Here is an 18904-nt window from a genome sequence, read left to right as displayed (position 1 = left end):
TCCGCAATGCGCGTCGCGATTTGCGATGACAACGCTACCGATGCCGCATACGTTCGCACGCTGGTATTGCGTTGGGCCACGGGCTGCGGGATCGAGGCGCAGATCGACACGTTCCCGTCCGCGGAACGGTTCCTGACCGATTTCGACCATCGTCAGGACGTCGATGTTCTCCTGCTTGACGTGGAGATGGGCGCGATGGACGGCGTCGCGCTCGCGAAGGCCGTACGCCGCGTCAGCCGTACCGTGCAGATCGTGTTCGTGACCGGCTATGCGGATTACATCGCCGAAGGATACGACGTCGAGGCGCTCAACTACCTGATGAAACCGGTGAGCCCCGCCAAGCTGGACGCCGTACTTGATCGGGCCGTGGAACGGCTGCGCACCGCGGCGCGATGCCTTGACCTGCAGTGCGCGGAGGGGCTGGTGCGTGTGCCGCTGCAGGAGATTCGTTATCTTGACGTGCGGCGTAACTATGTGACCGTGCATGCGGCGCGCGATTATACGGTGAAGCGTGCGTTGGGCGAGTTCGAATCGGAGTTGGACCGTGATTTTTGCCGCGTCGGGCGCTCGATGATCGTCAATCTGCGATGCATCCGTTGCGTGACGCGCTCCGCCATGCAGCTGACCGACGGTACGTCGTTGCCGTTGCCGCGCGGTGCGTACGAGCCGCTCAACCGTGCGATCATCGCGATGGACTGAGCAGGCCGAGCGAGCTGGGCCGAGCGAATCGTGCGGACCGGACTGAGCGGGACCGGACTGAGCGGGACCGAGACGACTGATGGGCCGGGCGAAGGCCGGAAAGGAGCCGGATCATGTGGCGGTTCGGCCGCAGACGTGCGGATCGTGCGCTGGCCACGTACCAGCGCGAGCTGATCGACACGCATTACCGCGAAGTCGAGAACATGTACACCAAGATGCGCATGTGGCGGCATGACTACCGCAACCATCTCCAGACGCTTAAGGCCCTCGCCGAGCAGGGCGACCTCGACGCGATCCGCGACTATCTCGACAAACTGGACGACGAGCTGATCGTGCTCGACAGCCCGGTCAAAACCGGCAACGCGATGGCCGACGCGATCCTGAGCAGCAAGATGTCGCTGGCCGAATCACGCGGCATCGCGACCCGCGTGGACGCGCATATCCCGGTCAAATTACGGATCTCAGAACTCGACCTGTGCTGCATCCTCGGCAACCTGTTCGACAATGCCATCGAAGCAAACGTTGGCGTGCCTGAGAACGATCGCATGATCCGCGTCTATATGGACATGAAGGGCACACAGCTGTACATCTCGTTCACGAACACCGCCGCCGCGGGCAAACGACGCAAGGTGCACGGCCGGTTCCGCACCACCAAAACCGGCGAGGGGCACGGTTTCGGCCTGCTGCACATCGACGAGATCATCGAGGCCGCCGGCGGCTATGTGAGCCGCAACAGCGAGGACGGCGCGTTCACCACCGAAATCCTCCTGCCACAGCAGTAGCGTCCGATGATCCCGGCGGTCCCGGCAGTCGCAGCAGTCAGTACATGCGATTCGTCCCCGATGTCGCGCGATTCGTCACCAACCGCCGCCGCCAGCGCCGGTCGTGCGGTAAGAATGATCACAGATCAGGAAAGACAAGGTGACGGAATATGACCCAACAGCACCCCGCGGCGCGCCAGCGTCCCAGCCATTCGATGTGGTCCAACACCGCGTTCATGCTGCGCCTCGCATGGCGCACGGCGAAGTCGGTGCCGATCATCGTCGCCGTCATGGCCGTCTCCCAAACCGCCATCGCCACCACGGAACTGTTCATCGCCCCCGCGATCCTCGCGCAGATCGAATCGCACGGCCCGCTCGCGACCATGCTGCTCACCATCGCCGCGTTCACCGCCGCGCTGATCGCGCTCAACGCCATCCACGAATACGCCGACGCCAACAGCGGTACCGGCCGCATGACCGTCCGCCTCGCCATCATCGAACGCATCGGCCTCAAAGCGTCGCGCACCGCCTACGCCAACACGCTCGACGCCGACTTCCGCGCGCTCACCCGCCGCTCCATCGAACAGGGCTGCGCCAGCAACGACGCCCCCACCGAGAAGTTCTGGACCACCTGGACCGACATCCTCGCCAACGTCCTCGGCTTCGCGATCTACCTCACGCTGCTGTCCGCCCTGAACCCGCTGCTGATCGCGCTCGTGTTCGCCACATCGGTCGCCGGCTACCTGACCGGCAACCGCATCAACGAATGGGGCTACCGTCACCGCGACCAGGAACAGCGCGACATCCAACGCTTGTACTACCTGTTCGGTCTCGGCAGCAACCGCAAGTACGCGAAGGATGTGCGCATCTTCGGCCTGCGCCCGTGGATCGTCGAACTGCGCGACGGTGTGACCCGCACGCTGCGCGCGTTCTACGCGAAACGTGAGGGCGTGTACGTGTGGGCGAACGTGATCGACGTGACGCTCGCGTTCGTGCGCAACGGCGCAGCCTACGCGTACTTGGTCTGGCTCGTGCTTGCGCAGGGGCTGAGCGCGTCGCGCTTTTTGCTGTACGTCACGGCCGTGAGCGGATTCACGACGTGGGTGACCGGCATCCTCGGCAAGTGCTCCGAGCTGAACAAGGAAAGTCTCGAGCTCGCGTCGATCCGCGACCTGCTGGATTGGCCGGAACCATTTGCGCCCGACGCCGGCGAGCCAATCGCCGCGCAGCCCGGCCATCGGTACGAGATACGGCTCGACCATATCTCGTACCGCTATCCGGGAGCCGATCACGACACGTTGCACGATGTTGACCTGACTATCAGTCCCGGCGAAAAACTGGCCGTCGTCGGTCTGAACGGCGCGGGCAAGACCACGTTGATCAAACTGATCTGCGGATTCCTCGACCCGACCGCGGGCCGCGTACTGCTCGACGGTCGGGATATCCGGCAGTATCGCCGGCGTGACTATTACGCGCTGTTCGCGGCGGTATTCCAGGATTTTTCGGTGCTCGACAGCACGATCGCGCAGAACGTCGCGCAACAGGTCGACGGCATCGACCGCGACCGCGTGCGCGAGTGCCTGGCCGAGGCCGGACTGACCGACAAGATCGACGCGCTGCCGGGCGGCATCGACGCGCATCTGGGACGCGAGGTGTACGAAGACGGCGTGGAACTGTCCGGCGGGCAGACGCAACGGCTGATGCTGGCGCGTGCGCTGTACCGCAACGCGCCGATCCTGCTGCTCGACGAGCCGACCGCCGCGCTCGACCCGATCGCGGAACGCGACATCTACCGGCACTACCAGCGGATGACGGCCGGGCGCACGTCGGTGTTCATCTCGCACCGGCTCGCTTCGACGCGATTCTGCGACCGGATCGTGTTCCTGGCCGACGGCCGGATCTCCGAAACGGGCACGCATGACGAGCTGCTCGCGGCGGGCGGCGGATACGCGCGGCTGTTCGCCGTGCAAAGCAAGTACTACCGGCAGGACAGCGAGGTGCGGCGATGACCGATCGACATGAGGATATGGATGCTGTTGCGGACATGACGGATGTGACTGGTGATACTGCGAATGCCGCGACCACGGCGACCGCGACCGGTGATGCTACAGCGGATGCGGCCGATACGACCGCTGTTGCGGATGCCGCGACCACGTCGGATACAACAGCAACGACGGATACAGCAGCCGCCACAGCCCCGATGACGACCGCTGCCGCATGGCGCCTCACGCTGCGCGCCTGGGGCATGGCCTGGCGCAAGACCCCCGGCTGGTTCGCAGCCACGATCCTCGACGCGCTGTTCGCCGCCGCACTCCCCTACGCCACCATCTGGTGCTCCGCCCAGCTCATCAACGAGATCGCTGGCGCCCGCAACCCGCAGTCCCTGCGCCGCTGGATCATCGTCATCCTCGCCGTCACCGTCGTGCTGTCACTGCTGTCGGCGGTCTGTGATCATTGGAAAAACGCGGCCGCCGCAACCGTCGGTCGGCTCGGCATCGAACTGCTGTCCGACCGCATGCTCACGCTCGACTATCCGATCGTCGACGACCAGCGCACCATCGACGCGTTCGACCGCATCCGGCAAAGCGACAATTTCTCCGGCAGCGGCATGCGCACGGCGATCTGGACGTTCGACAAACTGCTGCCCGCCGTCTTTCAAATCGCCGGTGGCATCGGCCTGTCGGTCACGCTGTTTTCGTCCGCAGTGCCGGAGAACGGCGGCGCGCTGACCGTGCTCAACAGTCCGTGGATGTCGCTCGGCATGGCCGCGATGCTGCTGGCGGCCGCGTTCGGCGCCGCGCGATGCAACGAGATCGGCGGCCGTGCATGGTGGCGGTTCGACGAGCTCGGCCGGTTCGGCAACCGTGTGTTCGACTTCTTCGGTCTGCTGTTCCTCGACACCAAGCGCACGCTCGACATCCACCTGTACGACCAGTACGGCCGCGTCGCCATCCCGTTCGTGGACGCCAACCCGGTGTTCACCGTCCGCGATGTGAACACGCGCGCGGTCGAACGCACGATCGGCGTATGGCATATCGCCGCGGCCGCGGTCACGGCGCTCATGACCGGGCTCGTGTACGTGTTCGTGTGCCTCAAGGCGTGGGGCGGCGCGTTCGGCGTTGGCTCGGTCACGCAGTATGTCGGCGCGATCACCGCGCTGTTCCTCGGCGTTTCCGCGCTGCTGCGGCAGGCCGGCGAAATTCGCAACAACGCGCCGTTCCTGGGGCGCGTGTTCGACTTCCTCGACCAGCCGAACCGCATGTATCAGGGCTCGCTCACCACCGAAAAACGCGCCGACCGGCAGTACGACGTCGAGTTCCGCGACGTGTCGTTCCGCTATCCGAACGCGCCGGCCGATCAGTGGGCGTTGAGTCACGTGAATCTCAGGTTCCGCGTCGGATCGCGGCTCGCGATCGTCGGCGAGAACGGCAGCGGCAAAACGACGTTCATCAAGCTGCTGTGCCGGCTGTACGATCCGACCGAGGGCGAGATCCTGCTCAACGGCATCGACATCCGCAAATACCGGTACGACGAGTACATGCGGATCTTCTCGGTCGTGTTCCAGGACTTCCAGCTGTTCGCGTTGCCGCTCGGACAGAACGTCGCTGCGAACGTTCGCTACGATCGCGACCGCGTGACCGACGCGCTGCGCAAGGCCGATTTCGGCGATCGGCTGGACTCGCTGCCGCGCGGACTGGAGACGAGCCTGTACAAGGATCTGGACGAGGACGGCGTAGAACTGTCCGGCGGCGAGGCACAGAAGGTCGCGATCGCGCGGGCCATCTACCAGGACGCGCCGTTCATCGTGCTCGACGAGCCGACCGCCGCGCTCGATCCGGTCGCGGAGGCGCGGATCTATGCGAAGTTCAACGAGATCGCGGGCGACAAGACGGCCGTGTACATCAGCCACCGGCTGTCGTCGTGCAAGTTCTGCGACGAGATCGCCGTGTTCGACCACGGTGCGATCGTGCAGTACGGCACGCACGACGAACTGGTCGCGGACGCCGGCGGCAAGTACGCCGAGCTGTGGCACGCGCAGGCGCAGTACTACGCGGCGTGAGTTGCTGCGTGGCGTGCGGTGCGGGGCCGGAGACCGCGTGGCAGAAAACGCTCGCTAGCGAGACGCTCAGCGAGCGTTTTCTGCCACGCGGAGGATGGGGACGGCGGGTTACAGCGGCAGCAGGTCGCTGAGGTCGTCGCGCTCGCCGACGGCGGTGATGTGTCCGGCGTCGCGTTCCTCGTCCCACGTGGTGACGCCGGCGGCGAGGCTCAGCCACACGTCCGGGTCGAGTTCGATCACGTCGGGCGGGGTGAGGTTGTGCGGGTCGGATGCCGGTCCGTCGAGGATCTTCACCGCGCCCCATGGCGCCACGCGCACTTCGACGCCTGGTCCGGGCGCCCGCCGTTCGAGCAGGAACAGCGTGTAGCGCACCGCCATCGCCCAGGTCTGCCGCGGCAGGTCGTCCGTCGCGCGCGTGCCGTGCTGCGCGGCCGTGCACCGCCACTCGTCCCATGCCTTGCGGCCCTTGTCTATGTCCTGTTCGCGAATCACTGCCATGCGTCCACCGTACCGCGTCCGTCGTGCGGTCCGATGCACGTGTCGTCGTGCGGTAGGTGGAGCGCTTGCGCGTCGTCTGTCCGGTGTCTGGACGGCGGTGTTCCGATGACTTGACGTGTCGTAGTTGTGGATATATCGTACCGGTTTGATACCGAATGGGACTGCAAGTGTAGCAATCGTTTGCGGTTTTGTGATTGCCCAGTAATATCGCTGCGTTGCGATTTGTTCGCAACGCCGACGGCATATCGTAGCTACGTTGCCTGTCGTGGTGTATGTTGTATGATTGCCGAGTTGATGCAAACGATTGCAGAACGTAATGCAGCGTTCATCTTGACGTTTATGCGCCGTCACCGCGGCGGGGCATAATGACAAGGGACAACACAACGGAAAGAGAGTCAATATGACCGAAATCACCGCACCCAAGTCGCCGGTCACGACCGCCGAGTTCGCCGACGAGATTCGTGAGCAGCTGAAGTACTCTCAGGGTGTCACCGTCGAGCAGGCCACCGCGGCCGATGTCTACGTCGCCGCAGCCAAGGCCGTGCGCAATCATCTTGCGGACGCATGGTTCACCACGCAGGCCGACACCGTCAACGGCAGCACCAAGGCCGTCGGCTACCTGTCCGCCGAATTCCTCATGGGCAAGCAGCTTGAGAACGCGCTGCTCAACGCCGGCCTGACCGAGCAGTTCGACGAGGCTGTCAAGTCCCTTGGCTTCGAGCCGAAGGCCATCGTCGACGCCGAGTACGAGCCGGCCCTCGGCAACGGCGGCCTCGGCCGTCTCGCCGCCTGCTTCATCGACTCGCTCGCCTCCCTTGGCGTGCCGGCGTTCGGCTACGGCATCCAGTACCGTTACGGCATCTTCAAGCAGACGTTCGATAAGGACGGCAAGCAGGTCGAAACCCCGGACTACTGGCTGAACAACGAAGAGCCGTGGGGCCACATCGACTACAACCGTGACCAGAAGGTCTCCTTCGGCGGCGAAGTCGTCGAAGAGAACGGCAAGAAGGTCTGGAAGCCGGCTTGGTCCGTGCGCGCCGTGCCGGTCGACTATCTGGTGCCGGGCTACAAGTCCCAGCGCGTGAACACGCTGCGCCTGTGGACCGCCAAGTCCTACGACGAGTTCGATCTGCTCGCGTTCAACAAGAGCGAGTACATGGAGGCCGTCGAGCCGAAGGTCAAGGCCGAGAACATCTCCAAGATCCTGTACCCGGAAGACTCCACCAAGGTCGGCAAGGAGCTGCGCCTCGAGCAGCAGTACTTCTTCGTCTCCGCCTCCCTGCACGACGCGATCCGCGTCTTCTACCCGGGTCAGGACAAGCCGGATCTGACCACCTTCCCGAACAAGATCACGTTCCAGCTCAACGACACCCACCCGGTCATCGGCATCCCGGAGCTCATGCGCATCCTCATCGATGAGTACGGCTACGACTGGGACACCGCCTGGGGCATCACCCAGAAGACCTTCAACTACACCTGCCACACGCTGCTGCCGGAAGCCCTCGAAGTGTGGCCGGCCAGCCTCATCGGCGAACTGCTGCCGCGTCACCTCGAGATCATCGAGAAGATCAACGACCAGTTCGAGGCCGAGCTCGCCGCCAAGGGCGTGGACGCCGACACCGCCAAGGACATGGCGATCTACACCGGCGATGCCGTGCGCATGGCCTACCTCGCCACCTACGGCGGCTCCCACGTCAACGGCGTGGCCGCGCTGCACTCCCAGCTGCTCAAGGACATCACGCTCAAGAACTTCTCCGACGCCTACCCGGACAAGTTCACCAACGTGACCAACGGTGTCACCCCGCGTCGCTTCGTCAAGCTCGCCAACCCGCGCCTGTCCGACCTCATCACCGAAGGCCTCGGCACCGACAAGTGGCTCTCCGACCTCGAAATGCTCGAAGGCCTCGTCCCGCTGGCCCAGGACGACGAGTTCGTCAAGAAGTTCGCCGCCGTCAAGGCCGCCAACAAGCACGCGTTCGTCGGCTTCGCCAAGGACCACTACGGCCTCGACATCGATGAGAACACCATGTTCAACACCATGGTCAAGCGTCTGCACGAGTACAAGCGCCAGTCGCTGAAGATCCTCGCCGTCATCTCCAAGTACGCCGCCATCAAGAACGGCACCGTCTCGGCCGACGACATCCTGCCGCGCACCGTCTTCTTCGGCGCCAAGGCCGCCCCGGGCTACTACCTGGCCAAGATGACCATCCAGCTCATCAACAACGTCTCCAAGGTCGTCAACAACGATCCGGACGTCAAGGGCAAGCTGGCCGTCCACATGCTCCCGAACTACAACATCGAGATGGCCCAGAACCTCATCCCGGCCACCGAGCTCGACGAGCAGATCTCCCAGGCCGGCAAGGAAGCCTCCGGCACCGGCAACATGAAGTTCGCCCTCAACGGCGCCCTCACCGTCGGCACCCTCGACGGCGCGAACGTCGAGATCCGCGAACGCGTCGGCGCCGACAACTTCTTCCTCTTCGGCATGACCGTCGAGGAAGTCGAGAAGCAGTACGCTGACGGCTACGATCCGGCCAAGTACTACGAAGCCGATCCGCGCCTCAAGCAGGCCATCGACCTCGTCGCCGACGGCACCTTCTCCAACGGCGACCGCGACACCTACGCGCCGCTCGTCTCCGACTGGCTCACCAAGGACTGGTTCATGACCCTCGCGGACTTCTCCTCCTACGCCGACATCCAGGCCGAGATCGAGAAGCTCTACCGCGATCCGCTCGAGTGGAACCGCAAGGCCCTGCTCAACGTCGCGAACTCCGGCTTCTTCAGCTCCGATCGCTCGATCGAGGATTACCTCGAGCGCATCTGGCACACCGGTCCGCTGGCCTGATAACGGAGTGTCCTCGTCGTTGCTCCTCGGTCGCGGTACTCGGTACCGCTTCCCTCGGTGCGCCTAGAGGACACACGCGTTATCAGTCCATCGGACTGCGTCCGCTGGCTCCTCTGGCCGCTGGTTTGTGAGGGGTGCGTGAGATGTGGAACGGGGAGATGCACCTGTATGGTGTATCTCCCCGCTTTTGTATTGGTGTGGGGATTGGCTGGGCTCCCCTCATAGAGTGGAGCCCAGCTTGTTATGGCTCTTTTCTTCAACGGACATACAGCCGATTGCGGTATGGAAATCGGCTGTATGTCCGTTGAAGAAAAGGAGAGATAGACTACGGCGTGAGTCGGCTACCGCGCTACCGCACGGCGCATTAGCGCACGGCGAAGATGCGGGCGGACGGGTTGGCGGTGTCCGCGGCGGTCAGGCGGACGGTGCCGGCATCGAGCCGCGTAACGGTCCACGGGCGTGCGTTCGGCGCGTGATTGGTTACGGACTGCGGATCAGGGAAGATCTGCGTGATCTCGCGGCCTTCCGACAACGGCAGGTCGATCGACGACTCCCCTGCGCGACGCCATACCGTCACATACGACGTGCCGACCGTCGCCTCGTCAGCCGTCACGGCCGCCGCATACGGACGCAGTCCGGCGACCAGCCAGTCGCCGTTGAAATCGGGCAGTCCCGCCGGCCACCACGGCACCAGCGACTGCTGCTCGGCCAGAATCCGCCGATGCAGCGCGATCGCGTCACGCACCAACGCCAACCGTGTCTCGTCCATCCGGTTGATGAATCCCGACAGATACAGCCGTCCCAGCACGCCCGACGCCAACGTGAGCACCGCCGTCTCGTCGTCCATCTCCTGCTGCGCGTACCCCCAGTTGCCCTGCTGCTCGGGCAGGATCGTCAGGCCTGCACCGGCCGCGATCGCCGCATAGATCAGCGGATCGCACTGGTCGGACGTCGACTGCAGGTCGAGCCGGCTCAACTGCGCGTAGTCCGCGCGCATCGCACCGGAACCGCAGTTCTCGATCATGACCTCGGGATGACGGCGGCGCAGATCGTCGAGCCAGTCGAGATACGCACGGCAATGGTCGAGCAGGCCCGCGCCGGCCGATTCGGCGTCGCGGTCGGTGCCCACGCCGGGGATCGTGTTGTAATCGAACTTGAAGAACTTCACGTCGAACTCGTCGATAAGCCGGTCGACGGTGCGCGTGACATGCTCGCGGGCGGCCGGCGAACGGAAGTCGAGCAGGTAGCGGCCGGAGTCGCATACGCGCACGCCGTGACGTGTGAAAAACGCGTCGTCCGGCAGGGTCGCGGCGAGCGGCGATTTCACGCCGATCACCTCGGGTTCGAGCCATAGGCCGAGTCCCATGCCGGCGTCGCGGATCGTACGTGCGAGGCCCGCCATGCCGGCGTCGCCGAAGCGGTTGGTGGACGGCAGCCACTCGCCGACCATGTCCCACCAGCCGCCGTCCGTGCTGTCGTACCAGCCGGCGTCGATGCAGAAGATGTCCGCGCCGACCTTCGCTGCGCCCTCGATGAGTGGCAGCTCCTTCTCGATGCGCGGGTCGCCGAACAGCGTGTTCATGTAATCGTTGTATACGACGAGTCCCTGCGTGTGCTCGAACTGCTGGGAACGGCCCAGTTGCGCGGCTTTGGCGGCGCGTAGGGCACGACGCTGCAGGGTCATCTCTGCGGTCGCCTGCTGCCAGTCGCCGGCGGCCACGGCGAACGAGACGGGCACGCTGATGACATCGTTGTATACGGTGTCGGCATTGTCGTCATCGTTGCCGGCGTTGCCGTTACCGGTGCCGACATCGTGACTACCGTCGCCGTTATCCGCGACGCTGCCGAGCGTGGTGACCCACTGATGGTCGCGATATTCCGGACCATATGCAGTGATGTGCAGACCGGGGTCGTTTTCGCCGACCTCCCACTCCCACGGTCCGTTGTGCTCGATCTGCCACATGACCGAGAACGCCGGGGTTTCGTCGGCGTCGTGTCGCGCTTCGATGATGCCGGCGGGTTCGTGCACGCCGGTCGACCACGTGGACGACGAACTGCGTACGAAACGCGAGCTGGATTCGCCCGGGTTGATGATCTGGTTGCGGTCACGCACGGCGGTGTCGCGCAGCGGCGCGCTGTGCCAGTCGTTTTCGACGGCCCACGCGGCGTCGCCCCAGAAGATGCGCGACGCGTCGACCGTGGCGTCGCCGGCGTCCATCGGCAGCGTCAGGTTGAGCGACGACACCGCCTCGATCGGCAGTCGTCGCGGGCTGTGCAACGTGGTAAACGTGCGTACGGCGGACACGTTCGGGCAGGCTTCGAACACGGACACGACGGTCAGTCCGTCGTCGGTCGGCACCGTTGGGACCGTGGATGCCGTGGCATCTGCGGAGCTCGCGCCGCCGGTGGGGTCGATCGCCGGATTATCGAACTCTCGGCCGCCCGGCTGCAGTGCGGCGTACGGCGCGAACTGCGTGATCTCCAGCCGGTACGGCGCGATCGGCTCGCCATGTGACGGCTGATCGCCGGCATTCGCACCGCCTTCCGGGGTGACGATGCGCGCGCCGACGAACCGCAGTCTGGAACCTGCGACCGTCATGATCAATGGCTGGCGATTGTCGTTCGAACCGGTGCCGGTCGCCAGTACTTCGACGATCGGTCGCGGATCGCGCTGCACGACGGTCGTGCTACCGCTCATGCCGCGTCCGGACAGTCCGACCAACGTGACCGGTTTGTCGTCGGATGTCTGGAACGTCATCGATACCACGCCGTTGCCCCAGGTGAACCGGCCCTGTTCGTCGACCGCGACGGCCGTCGTCGCGCGCTGCCCTGCTGCTGTCATGAAACCACCTTCGTTGCTGTGTGCCATTGCGGCTCCATTACACCACACCGCGACCCCTAAAACACCAAATGTAGCCGTCTTCACCCCCGTAACACAAAACGGACATACAGCCGTTTTCATCGATGGAATCGGCTGTATGTCCGTTAGGAGAGGGAGCATGCGCCCTCTTAGGAACGCTTCATATCGCTATATCCCATCCCCTCTAACGGACATACAGCCGATTCCAACGTTGAAAACGGCTGTATGTCCGTTAGAGGGGACGGGACGGGAACGACGCCCTTAGAAGAGCTCGACCTTCTGGATGTAGAGCTGGTTGTTGGGCAGACTGTCGAGCGGCACCCACACCAGCACATCCTGCGTCTCGGACACCTTGGTGAACGTGATCTCCGTGGTGCCGCCCTCCGCGAACGTGAACTCGGCCACGCGGTCGCCCTTGGTCGGATCGGACGCGGAGTTCGTGATGACGTACCCCTTGCCGCCGGACGTGGTGATCGTGATCTTCATGCGATACACCTTCTGCGACTTGTCGAGGTGCAGGTGATACGCGAAGCCGTTCTGGCCGCCCGGATTGTCGAGGAAGTTCTGGCTCGAGATCGTCAGCGGCGTGTTGTTCTGGTACTTCGGATCGGGGACCTTCTTGGCCTCCTTGTCCTTGGTGACCACCTCGTGCTTGCCGTCGGAGCTGCTGGAGCTGCTCGACGAGGACTTGTCGGACGTGCTCGACTTGTCTGACTTGTCCGAACCGTTGCTGCTGTTGTTACCGGACGTGGTATTCGACGAGCTGGACGAGCTGTTCGAATCCGTGTTTCCGTCGCTCGACCCGTCCGACGACCCGTTGGTGCCGTTGCCGAACGGCACCGAGTCGATGTTCGACTCGTCCCACGGGTCGCTCTGGTTCGATCCGCTGCCACCGATGTTCGGCTGGCTGTTGTTCAGGAAGTTGATGGCGAGGAACCCGGCGCCGACCACCGCGATGATGCCCACCAGCACGGTGATGATCTTCGTCGGCAGGTTGCCGAGCAGCGACTCGTTTGCGAAGTCCTCCTCCTCGGCGGCCTTGTACGCCTTCACCATGTTGGAGGTCTTGATGGACGGCGGCACGCTGATCGGCGCCTCCTGCTCGGCCTCGGCCTTGAGCGGTGGGATAATCTGCGTCTCCTCGAGCGACGACTCCTGCGGCTTGGCCGCCGCAGCCGCCACGGGCTGCACCACGGCGGTGCGCTCGCCCGCGGTCTCCTCGGGGTGCGGGTTGCGCACGGCCGACACGTTGATCGCCAGCGTCGTGTTGTTGCCGTTGTTCGGTTTCGATCCGTCGAATGCGCGGAACAGATCGCCGGTCATCGGCGTCACATCCACCACGTCGTCGGAGGTCAGTGCGGACGAATACTGCGGCATGCTCATCGACAGCGGCGGCAGCGGTCCGGAGCTGACGATCGCGGACGGCACCGGCACGATGTCGTCCATGTTCGATCGGCGCATCGGCACGGTGATGATCGACTCGAGGCTGTTGATGCCGGGCAGCGCGATGTCGCGGCCGGTCAGCTGCGTGAGCGGCGTCCACGGGCCGAGCAGCGCCTCGATCTCGGCCATCGACGACATCGGCAGGTTCACGTCGCTGTCGTTCACCTTCATGCCGAGGCCACGCTTGCAGATCAGGCGGAATTCGCCAGGCATGTCGCCGGACAGGCGGTCGAACGAATAGTCGGGCATGGTGTTCGACGGCGTGCGCGTGAGCATCGAGTACAGCAGCGACGCCAGCTGACGCACGTCGCGCTGTTCGACGTTGAGGTTGCGGCCGTCGTTGTCGGCCGTGTCCATGAGCATCGTGCTGATCGGCACGGCGGTGAGCTGGATGCCGCTGGCGGTGACGCGCACGGTGTCGGTGCTGATCATGTAGTGGTCGATGCCTCGCGACTGCAGCAGATGGATGATGTCGATGAGTTCGCCGATGACGGATCGCATCGCGTCGTAGGTGAGCACGTGGCGTTCGGAGCCGAGCAGGTAGTCGGTCATCGACATGCCGGCGTCGTCCTGCATGACCACGACGACGATCTGGTCGTCGTGGTGCAGCTGTAGCACCTGCGTCAGGCGTGGATCGCGCAACGACGCCATGAACGACGCGGTCGCGGTGACCTGGGAGAACGCCTTGCGGTCGGTGACGATGAACAGCTGGCAGTCGCGCGACAGCACACGATCGCTGGCCTTCCACGCCAGCAGGCCCGGTTCGTCGCGCAGCGGCGACACCAGCGTGTAGCGATTGAGAATCGTATCTCCCAGCTGAGGATTCATGCGGACTCCGTATTGCAAAGATGGTGATGCCGGTGGTTCCGGCGGTTTCGGTGTCATTCTAGCCGTCGGTGTGGTCGTGGCGGCGGCGTTGGAATCGTTGTCATGACGGCTATCGTATGCAGTCGGTACGGTCGGCGGCGCGGGCGGCTCGGACGTCGGCGTGGGCCGGTCGGCGGCTGATTCGTTGCCGTTGGCGGTGTTGGTCGAGTCGTCCGCATCGGCAGTGTCGGTCGCGTCGGTCGCCGCGACCGGTTTGCGTATGAATCGTGCGATCAGCGGCCGCGACAGTTCGAGCAGTTCCTGCGATCGCAGCAGCCACAGCATGCCAACGTACGCAACCGTGATCACGATCGTCAGCAGCACACACACGCCGACCGCCTGCAGCCAGTTCATCGACACGGCCCGCACCGCCGCGGCTGCGTGGCTGCCGTTGTCTGTGGCCGCGCCCATGACGGTCCGCACGCCCAGCAGCGCATACACCGGCCCACGCAGCAGCAGTCCGGCGACCGTCGCGACGAACGCCGCGAACAGCGCCTTGCCGTACGCCACCGCGATACGCCGCCCGTCCATCGACCCTTCGAACCGTCGCTTCAACGACGGAATCAGGAACGGAAACGCCACCAGATGCGAGATCGGCGAGCCGATCGCGACCAACGTGATCCAGTGCGTCGGCGGCACGAACCGCATGCCCACGAGCAGGAACACCACCAGCAGGGTGTTGTACAGCACCATGAACATGAACGGCGTACGGCCGTCCTCGAACGCGTAGAACGTGCGCTGGATGATGAGATACGCGCTGGCCACCGGCAGCCCGATGCCGAGCATCATCAGCGGCGTGGCGATGAGCGCGGCCTCCTTCGCGCTGATCGACGGCAGCAGGGCGAGGATGATCGGCGCCGGCATCACGATGAACGCGACGGAGAAGAAGATCATGAGCACGCCGACGTTGCGCAGTGACTGGCTCAGCGTGCCGCGCGCATCGGCCACGTCATGCTCCGCGATCGCGCGTGAGATCTTCGGGAACAACGCGGTCGCCACCGACACGGCGATCAGCGAATACGGCAGCATGTACAGCGTGAACGCATTCTGATACGTCGCGTTGCCGGCCACGTCCAGCGTGCTGATGCCGAGCATCTCATGCGCACTGTCCGGCGCGGACGTGTTGATGCGTGTGACGACGATGTTGATGAGCTGGTCGACGATCACGATGGCGATGCTCCAGCCGGCCACCGAACCCATCGACCGCAGTCCGATGCCGGACACCCCCCATCGTGGCCGGTAGCGAATGCCGCAGCGTGCCAACGGCAGGAACAGCACCAGCGCCTGGAAGGCCACGCCCAATGTCCACGTGCCGGCCGTGAGCGCGAGCTTGCCCGGCGTCCAGAACTCCGGCGGCTGGCCCGCGGCCCGCCCGAACAGCAGAATGAACGAAATGAATCCCGCGCAGCTGATGAGGTTCGCCCCCACCGAACTCCACGCGTACGTGCCGAAATGGTCCTTCGCCGCGAGAATCTGCCCGAGCACCGTGTACAGACCGTAGAAGAAGATCTGCGGCATGCACCACAACGTGAACGCGTTGGTGAGCGCCATGAGCTCCGGGCTGCCGCCTACATATAGCATAGTGAGCAGCGGCGTGGCCACGGCCATGATGACCGTCACGCCGAGCAGCATCGTGATCGCCAGCGTGATGAGCTTGTTGAGCCGGTCCTCGGCGTCCTTCTCCTGCAACGTGCGCACGATCTGCGGCACGAGCACGGCATTGAAGATGCCACCGGACACCAGCGAGAACACGGCCTGAGGAATCATCGCGCCGGCCTGATACGCGTTCGCGGCGAGACCGGTCGTGCCGAGCGCCGCGGCGAGCAGGATCGTGCGCACCTGGCCGGTCACGCGCGAGGCCGCCGTGCCGGACGCCATGATCATCGAATTGCGGCCAAGCGAGGAACTGGTGGAACTCATTCGTCGGGATCCTTCTTGCGGTTGAACTGACGCCACAGGCCGAGTATGCCGAGCAGGAACGCGAATCCGATGATCACGAAGCCGCTCATGTCACTGATGCGCAGCACGCTCGTGATCGCGGTGGTCTGCGTGTCGCCGAACTGCGTGCCGTTGCGGTCGAGCAGCGTGATGCGCGCGTTTGTCGAACCGGACGTGGAGACGCGGATGGTGAACGTGACCTGCGCCTCGCCGTGCGCCGGCACTTCGGTCTCGACCTGCCGCGACGTCACGATCTCCATGGAGTCGGTGACCGACTGCACCTTCACGTGTACCGGATACGGGTAGCTGTTGCTGATGGTGACCGGCATCTTCGCGGTTTCGCTGACGACCGTCACCGATTCGGACGGGGTGATGACCACGCCGCCCATCAGCTCGTCGACCATCGACGTCGCCCCGACGTTCATGCGTTCGGCGACTTTCATGTCGCCGCCCAGCGCGTGCAGGGCGATCGTGGACTGCGTGTCGAGCAGTTCCTTGATCCACGGGTCGGCGCGGCCGTCGCCGTTGAGCAGCACGGACGAGGCGAAGCGGGTGATGCCGTTGCGACCGTTCGCAAGCGTTGACAGCGTTTGCTGCTGGAAGCTGGATTGCGCGGCCGTGAGCGACGCGTCGTCCTGCACGAGCTGCAGCGCGTCGTCGCCGGAAACGTACGGATCGGTCGCCGCGAGCGTCGACAGGTCGGTCAGGTTGAGCCACGGCGACTGTTCGACGGCGCGCATGAGCGCGTCGATCGTGGCCGCGTCGGCGGTGGCGCTCAGGCAGACGAGCAGGTTGCGGGACGTGTACGGCTGCTCCATCTGGTAGAACGCGCTCTGCGCGACGAATCGGGCGAGTCGGCCCGCCGCGCTGGTTTCGGCGTCCGCGTCGTCGCTGGTCGCCTTGCCCTGCGCGAGACGGCTGAGTTCGCGCTGCTGCGTGAGCACGGTCACATCGCCCTCGTCGGTCGTGACCGACATGTTGCCGGTGTGCACGGTCGAATCGTCGCCGGTGTCGAATTCGTGGTTCGCGATGACGACCGAATAGCCCTGCTTCTTCGCCTCGGTGAGCGAGGCGAGCGACCAGTTGGCCTTGCCCTGCCACGCATAGACGCCGGTGGACAGGCTTTGGTCGCCCTTGGCCGTGCGGTATTCGCCGAGCGCGGTTTCGGCGTTCCAGTCGTCGCGTTCGACGCCGGCGGCCACGTATGCGCCGTCGTTGTCGTGCGCGTTGTAGGCGGAGATGTCGAAGCCGGCGGGCTGCATGACGCCGCTGAGCGCGATGGATGAGAGGTTGCGCGCCGTCTCCTGCTGGTCCTTGGCCTGATCCTTGGCGGTGTCGTCCTGTTGGGATTGGCTGTGCGACTGCGACGCCTGCTTGGCTTCGCTCGTCAGCAGCGTCGGATCGGCCACGACCTGCAGTTTCGGATGCTTGGCGATCGCCTCGCGGCGCGCGTCGTCCAGTACGGACGCGTCGCCGGCCGTGACGACCTGATCGTCGTCGCTGCTGTTCGTCAGCAGATCGTGCATTGCGTTCTCGTCGATGCTCCACGCCGACGACGTCAGCGGCAGTGCGACCGTCAGGTTGAGCGCCGGCGTCTCGACGAGGTTCAGTCCGTCCGTCGAACGGGTGAGGAACGTGTGCGACCGCGCGCGGGAGACGCCGTCCACGACGTACGTGACGGCCACCGGCTTCGGACCCCAGGTGATGATGCGCGCCAGCGTGTCCTTGTCGGCGGTGAGCGTGACCGACGCGCTGGCGCCGGCGTCGAGCGCGGGCACGTCCGCTTCGGCCAGTCCGTCGAGCATGGGGATGTTTTCGGCGCCGTCCGACCAGTCCTGAATGTCAGTGCGCGAGTAGAACGAATGCTGCACGTTGGTGGCCAGGTTCAGCTTGCCGGCGGGCAGCCTGCCGCCGGTCGGGTTGGTGACGGTGGCGCGCAGCTGGTAGCCGGAGGATGCGGTGACGACCGGCGTGGCCGCGTCGATCGTGATGGTGACGCGCTGCTTGTCGTCGGTGTTCGTGGTGCCGGTCGTGTCCGTGGCGGTGGCGTCGTCGGCCGACGCGGACGGTGCCATGACGGTGCCGGCCGGTGTGAGCCAGCATGTCGTCAGGGCGAATACGATCGCCAGCAGGGCGCATACGGCGCGTGTGATGCGAGCTGGGGGAAGGTTCAACGTCATGCCTGCCTGTTCAGTTTCCGTGCGTAAAGCCATGCGATCTTGCGTTCATTAGGATAGCTGAGCACGCCGTCCAGATCGTCGAAGTCCACCCAGATCGCGTCCTCGGCCTCATGGTCCGGGTCGCCTTCGACGGTGAGCTCGCCGCCGATCTGCCGCAACGCGAAATGATGCACGAGCTTGTGCACGCGCTGGCTGGTGCCGGTGAACCAGTAGTCGATCGTGGCGATCGAATCGACCACCTCGCCGAGGATGCCCGTCTCCTCGTGCACCTCGCGCACGGCGGTCTGCTGCGGCGTCTCGCCCTTCTCGATATGGCCCTTCGGCAGGCACCATTCCAGATGGCCGCTACGCGAATGGCGGGCGATGATCGCGACACGCCCCCGTTCGTCGAACACGAGTCCGCCGGCGGAGTATTCGCGCACCACCGGCAGTTCCTGCGCGTCCAGCGACGCGAACGTGGTGGGGCCGTCCGATGACCGTCGTTGCGGCATGTTCGCAGGCGACGGGCGTGACGGTACGCGCTGCGCCGACTCGTCGTCCTCCGTCTCCAACGTCAGCGAGGCCAAGGAATCCAACGGTTTGATGGTGGTGCTCACCTTCGTCACCGTTTCGGAGGTGTACATCAGTTCGTCCGGCGCCAGCGGATCCAAGGCATGACGATTCGACGCATGGTCGAGCATGCGTGCGAGGTCCGCTGGCGTAATCATGCTAACCACCTTACTCATACTTTGCGCAGGTGGGGTAACGCTATGC

Annotated in this window: 10 protein-coding genes; 5 read left to right on the top strand and 5 right to left on the bottom strand. The window is 64.7% G+C overall.

Going from position 1 to position 18904, the window contains the following annotated elements:
- The first annotated feature begins 6 nt into the window (after nt 1–6).
- From DSM100688_RS08645 to DSM100688_RS08630, 4 genes are all read left to right on the top strand, one after another.
- Nucleotides 7–699 carry a LytR/AlgR family response regulator transcription factor gene (locus DSM100688_RS08645; RefSeq protein ID WP_152358698.1) on the top strand — a complete coding sequence of 231 codons (693 nt, stop codon included), beginning with the start codon at nt 7–9 and terminating at the stop codon, nt 697–699.
- A 113-nt stretch (nt 700–812) separates the two neighbouring features.
- Complete coding sequence (locus DSM100688_RS08640) at nt 813–1481, top strand: sensor histidine kinase (protein WP_152358697.1); 669 nt, start codon at nt 813–815, stop codon at nt 1479–1481.
- A gap of 149 nt (nt 1482–1630) precedes the next feature.
- A complete protein-coding gene (locus DSM100688_RS08635; RefSeq protein ID WP_152358696.1) occupies nt 1631–3469 on the top strand; it encodes an ABC transporter ATP-binding protein in 1839 nt (612 codons plus the stop codon).
- Nucleotides 3466–5520, top strand: coding sequence for an ABC transporter ATP-binding protein (locus tag DSM100688_RS08630; RefSeq protein ID WP_204316723.1), 2055 nt, complete (start codon nt 3466–3468; stop codon nt 5518–5520). Before DSM100688_RS08635 ends, DSM100688_RS08630 begins: the two co-directional genes overlap by 4 nt.
- 108 nt (nt 5521–5628) lie before the next feature.
- On the opposite strand, the gene DSM100688_RS08625 is transcribed toward DSM100688_RS08630, so the two are convergent.
- Nucleotides 5629–6018 carry a sterol carrier family protein gene (locus tag DSM100688_RS08625; protein ID WP_152358695.1) on the bottom strand — a complete coding sequence of 130 codons (390 nt, stop codon included), beginning with the start codon at nt 6016–6018 and terminating at the stop codon, nt 5629–5631.
- A 400-nt stretch (nt 6019–6418) separates the two neighbouring features.
- On the opposite strand from DSM100688_RS08625, the gene DSM100688_RS08620 reads away from it, so the two are divergent.
- Nucleotides 6419–8863, top strand: a complete 2445-nt coding sequence (locus DSM100688_RS08620; protein ID WP_152358694.1) for a glycogen/starch/alpha-glucan phosphorylase — start codon at nt 6419–6421, stop codon at nt 8861–8863.
- 364 nt (nt 8864–9227) lie between these two features.
- Here DSM100688_RS08620 and DSM100688_RS08615 read toward each other — a convergent pair whose 3' ends face one another.
- From DSM100688_RS08615 to DSM100688_RS08600, 4 genes are all read right to left on the bottom strand, one after another.
- On the bottom strand, nt 9228–11705 hold the full coding sequence (locus DSM100688_RS08615) for a glycoside hydrolase family 36 protein (protein WP_152358693.1): 2478 nt from the start codon (nt 11703–11705) through the stop codon (nt 9228–9230).
- 279 nt (nt 11706–11984) lie between these two features.
- On the bottom strand, nt 11985–15953 hold the full coding sequence (locus DSM100688_RS08610; protein WP_239519421.1) for a murein biosynthesis integral membrane protein MurJ: 3969 nt from the start codon (nt 15951–15953) through the stop codon (nt 11985–11987).
- The gene (locus DSM100688_RS08605) at nt 15950–18184 is read right to left on the bottom strand and encodes a DUF6049 family protein (RefSeq protein ID WP_152358692.1); all 2235 of its coding nucleotides are present in this window, start codon (nt 18182–18184) and stop codon (nt 15950–15952) included. Before DSM100688_RS08605 ends, DSM100688_RS08610 begins: the two co-directional genes overlap by 4 nt.
- On the bottom strand, nt 18148–18858 hold the full coding sequence (locus tag DSM100688_RS08600) for an NUDIX hydrolase (RefSeq protein WP_163146933.1): 711 nt from the start codon (nt 18856–18858) through the stop codon (nt 18148–18150). Before DSM100688_RS08600 ends, DSM100688_RS08605 begins: the two co-directional genes overlap by 37 nt.
- Nucleotides 18859–18904 lie beyond the last annotated feature (46 nt).

The organism is Bifidobacterium ramosum (genome assembly GCF_009299505.1).
In the GTDB taxonomy this organism is placed as follows: Bacteria; Actinomycetota; Actinomycetes; order Actinomycetales; family Bifidobacteriaceae; genus Bifidobacterium; species Bifidobacterium ramosum.
The sequence above is the reverse complement of the archived record's forward strand: the minus strand, read 5'-3'. Positions and strand labels throughout refer to the sequence as shown.

Bases quoted from the DNA above. Each gene is read 5' to 3' on its own strand.
- DSM100688_RS08645 (WP_152358698.1), top strand. From the start codon at position 7: ATGCGCGTCGCGATTTGCGATGACAACGCTACCGATGCCGCATACGTT.
- DSM100688_RS08640 (WP_152358697.1), top strand. From the start codon at position 813: ATGTGGCGGTTCGGCCGCAGACGTGCGGATCGTGCGCTGGCCACGTAC.
- DSM100688_RS08635 (WP_152358696.1), top strand. From the start codon at position 1,631: ATGACCCAACAGCACCCCGCGGCGCGCCAGCGTCCCAGCCATTCGATG.
- DSM100688_RS08630 (WP_204316723.1), top strand. From the start codon at position 3,466: ATGACCGATCGACATGAGGATATGGATGCTGTTGCGGACATGACGGAT.
- DSM100688_RS08625 (WP_152358695.1), bottom strand. From the start codon at position 6,018: ATGGCAGTGATTCGCGAACAGGACATAGACAAGGGCCGCAAGGCATGG.
- DSM100688_RS08620 (WP_152358694.1), top strand. From the start codon at position 6,419: ATGACCGAAATCACCGCACCCAAGTCGCCGGTCACGACCGCCGAGTTC.
- DSM100688_RS08615 (WP_152358693.1), bottom strand. From the start codon at position 11,705: ATGACAGCAGCAGGGCAGCGCGCGACGACGGCCGTCGCGGTCGACGAA.
- DSM100688_RS08610 (WP_239519421.1), bottom strand. From the start codon at position 15,953: ATGAGTTCCACCAGTTCCTCGCTTGGCCGCAATTCGATGATCATGGCG.
- DSM100688_RS08605 (WP_152358692.1), bottom strand. From the start codon at position 18,184: ATGGCTTTACGCACGGAAACTGAACAGGCAGGCATGACGTTGAACCTT.
- DSM100688_RS08600 (WP_163146933.1), bottom strand. From the start codon at position 18,858: ATGATTACGCCAGCGGACCTCGCACGCATGCTCGACCATGCGTCGAAT.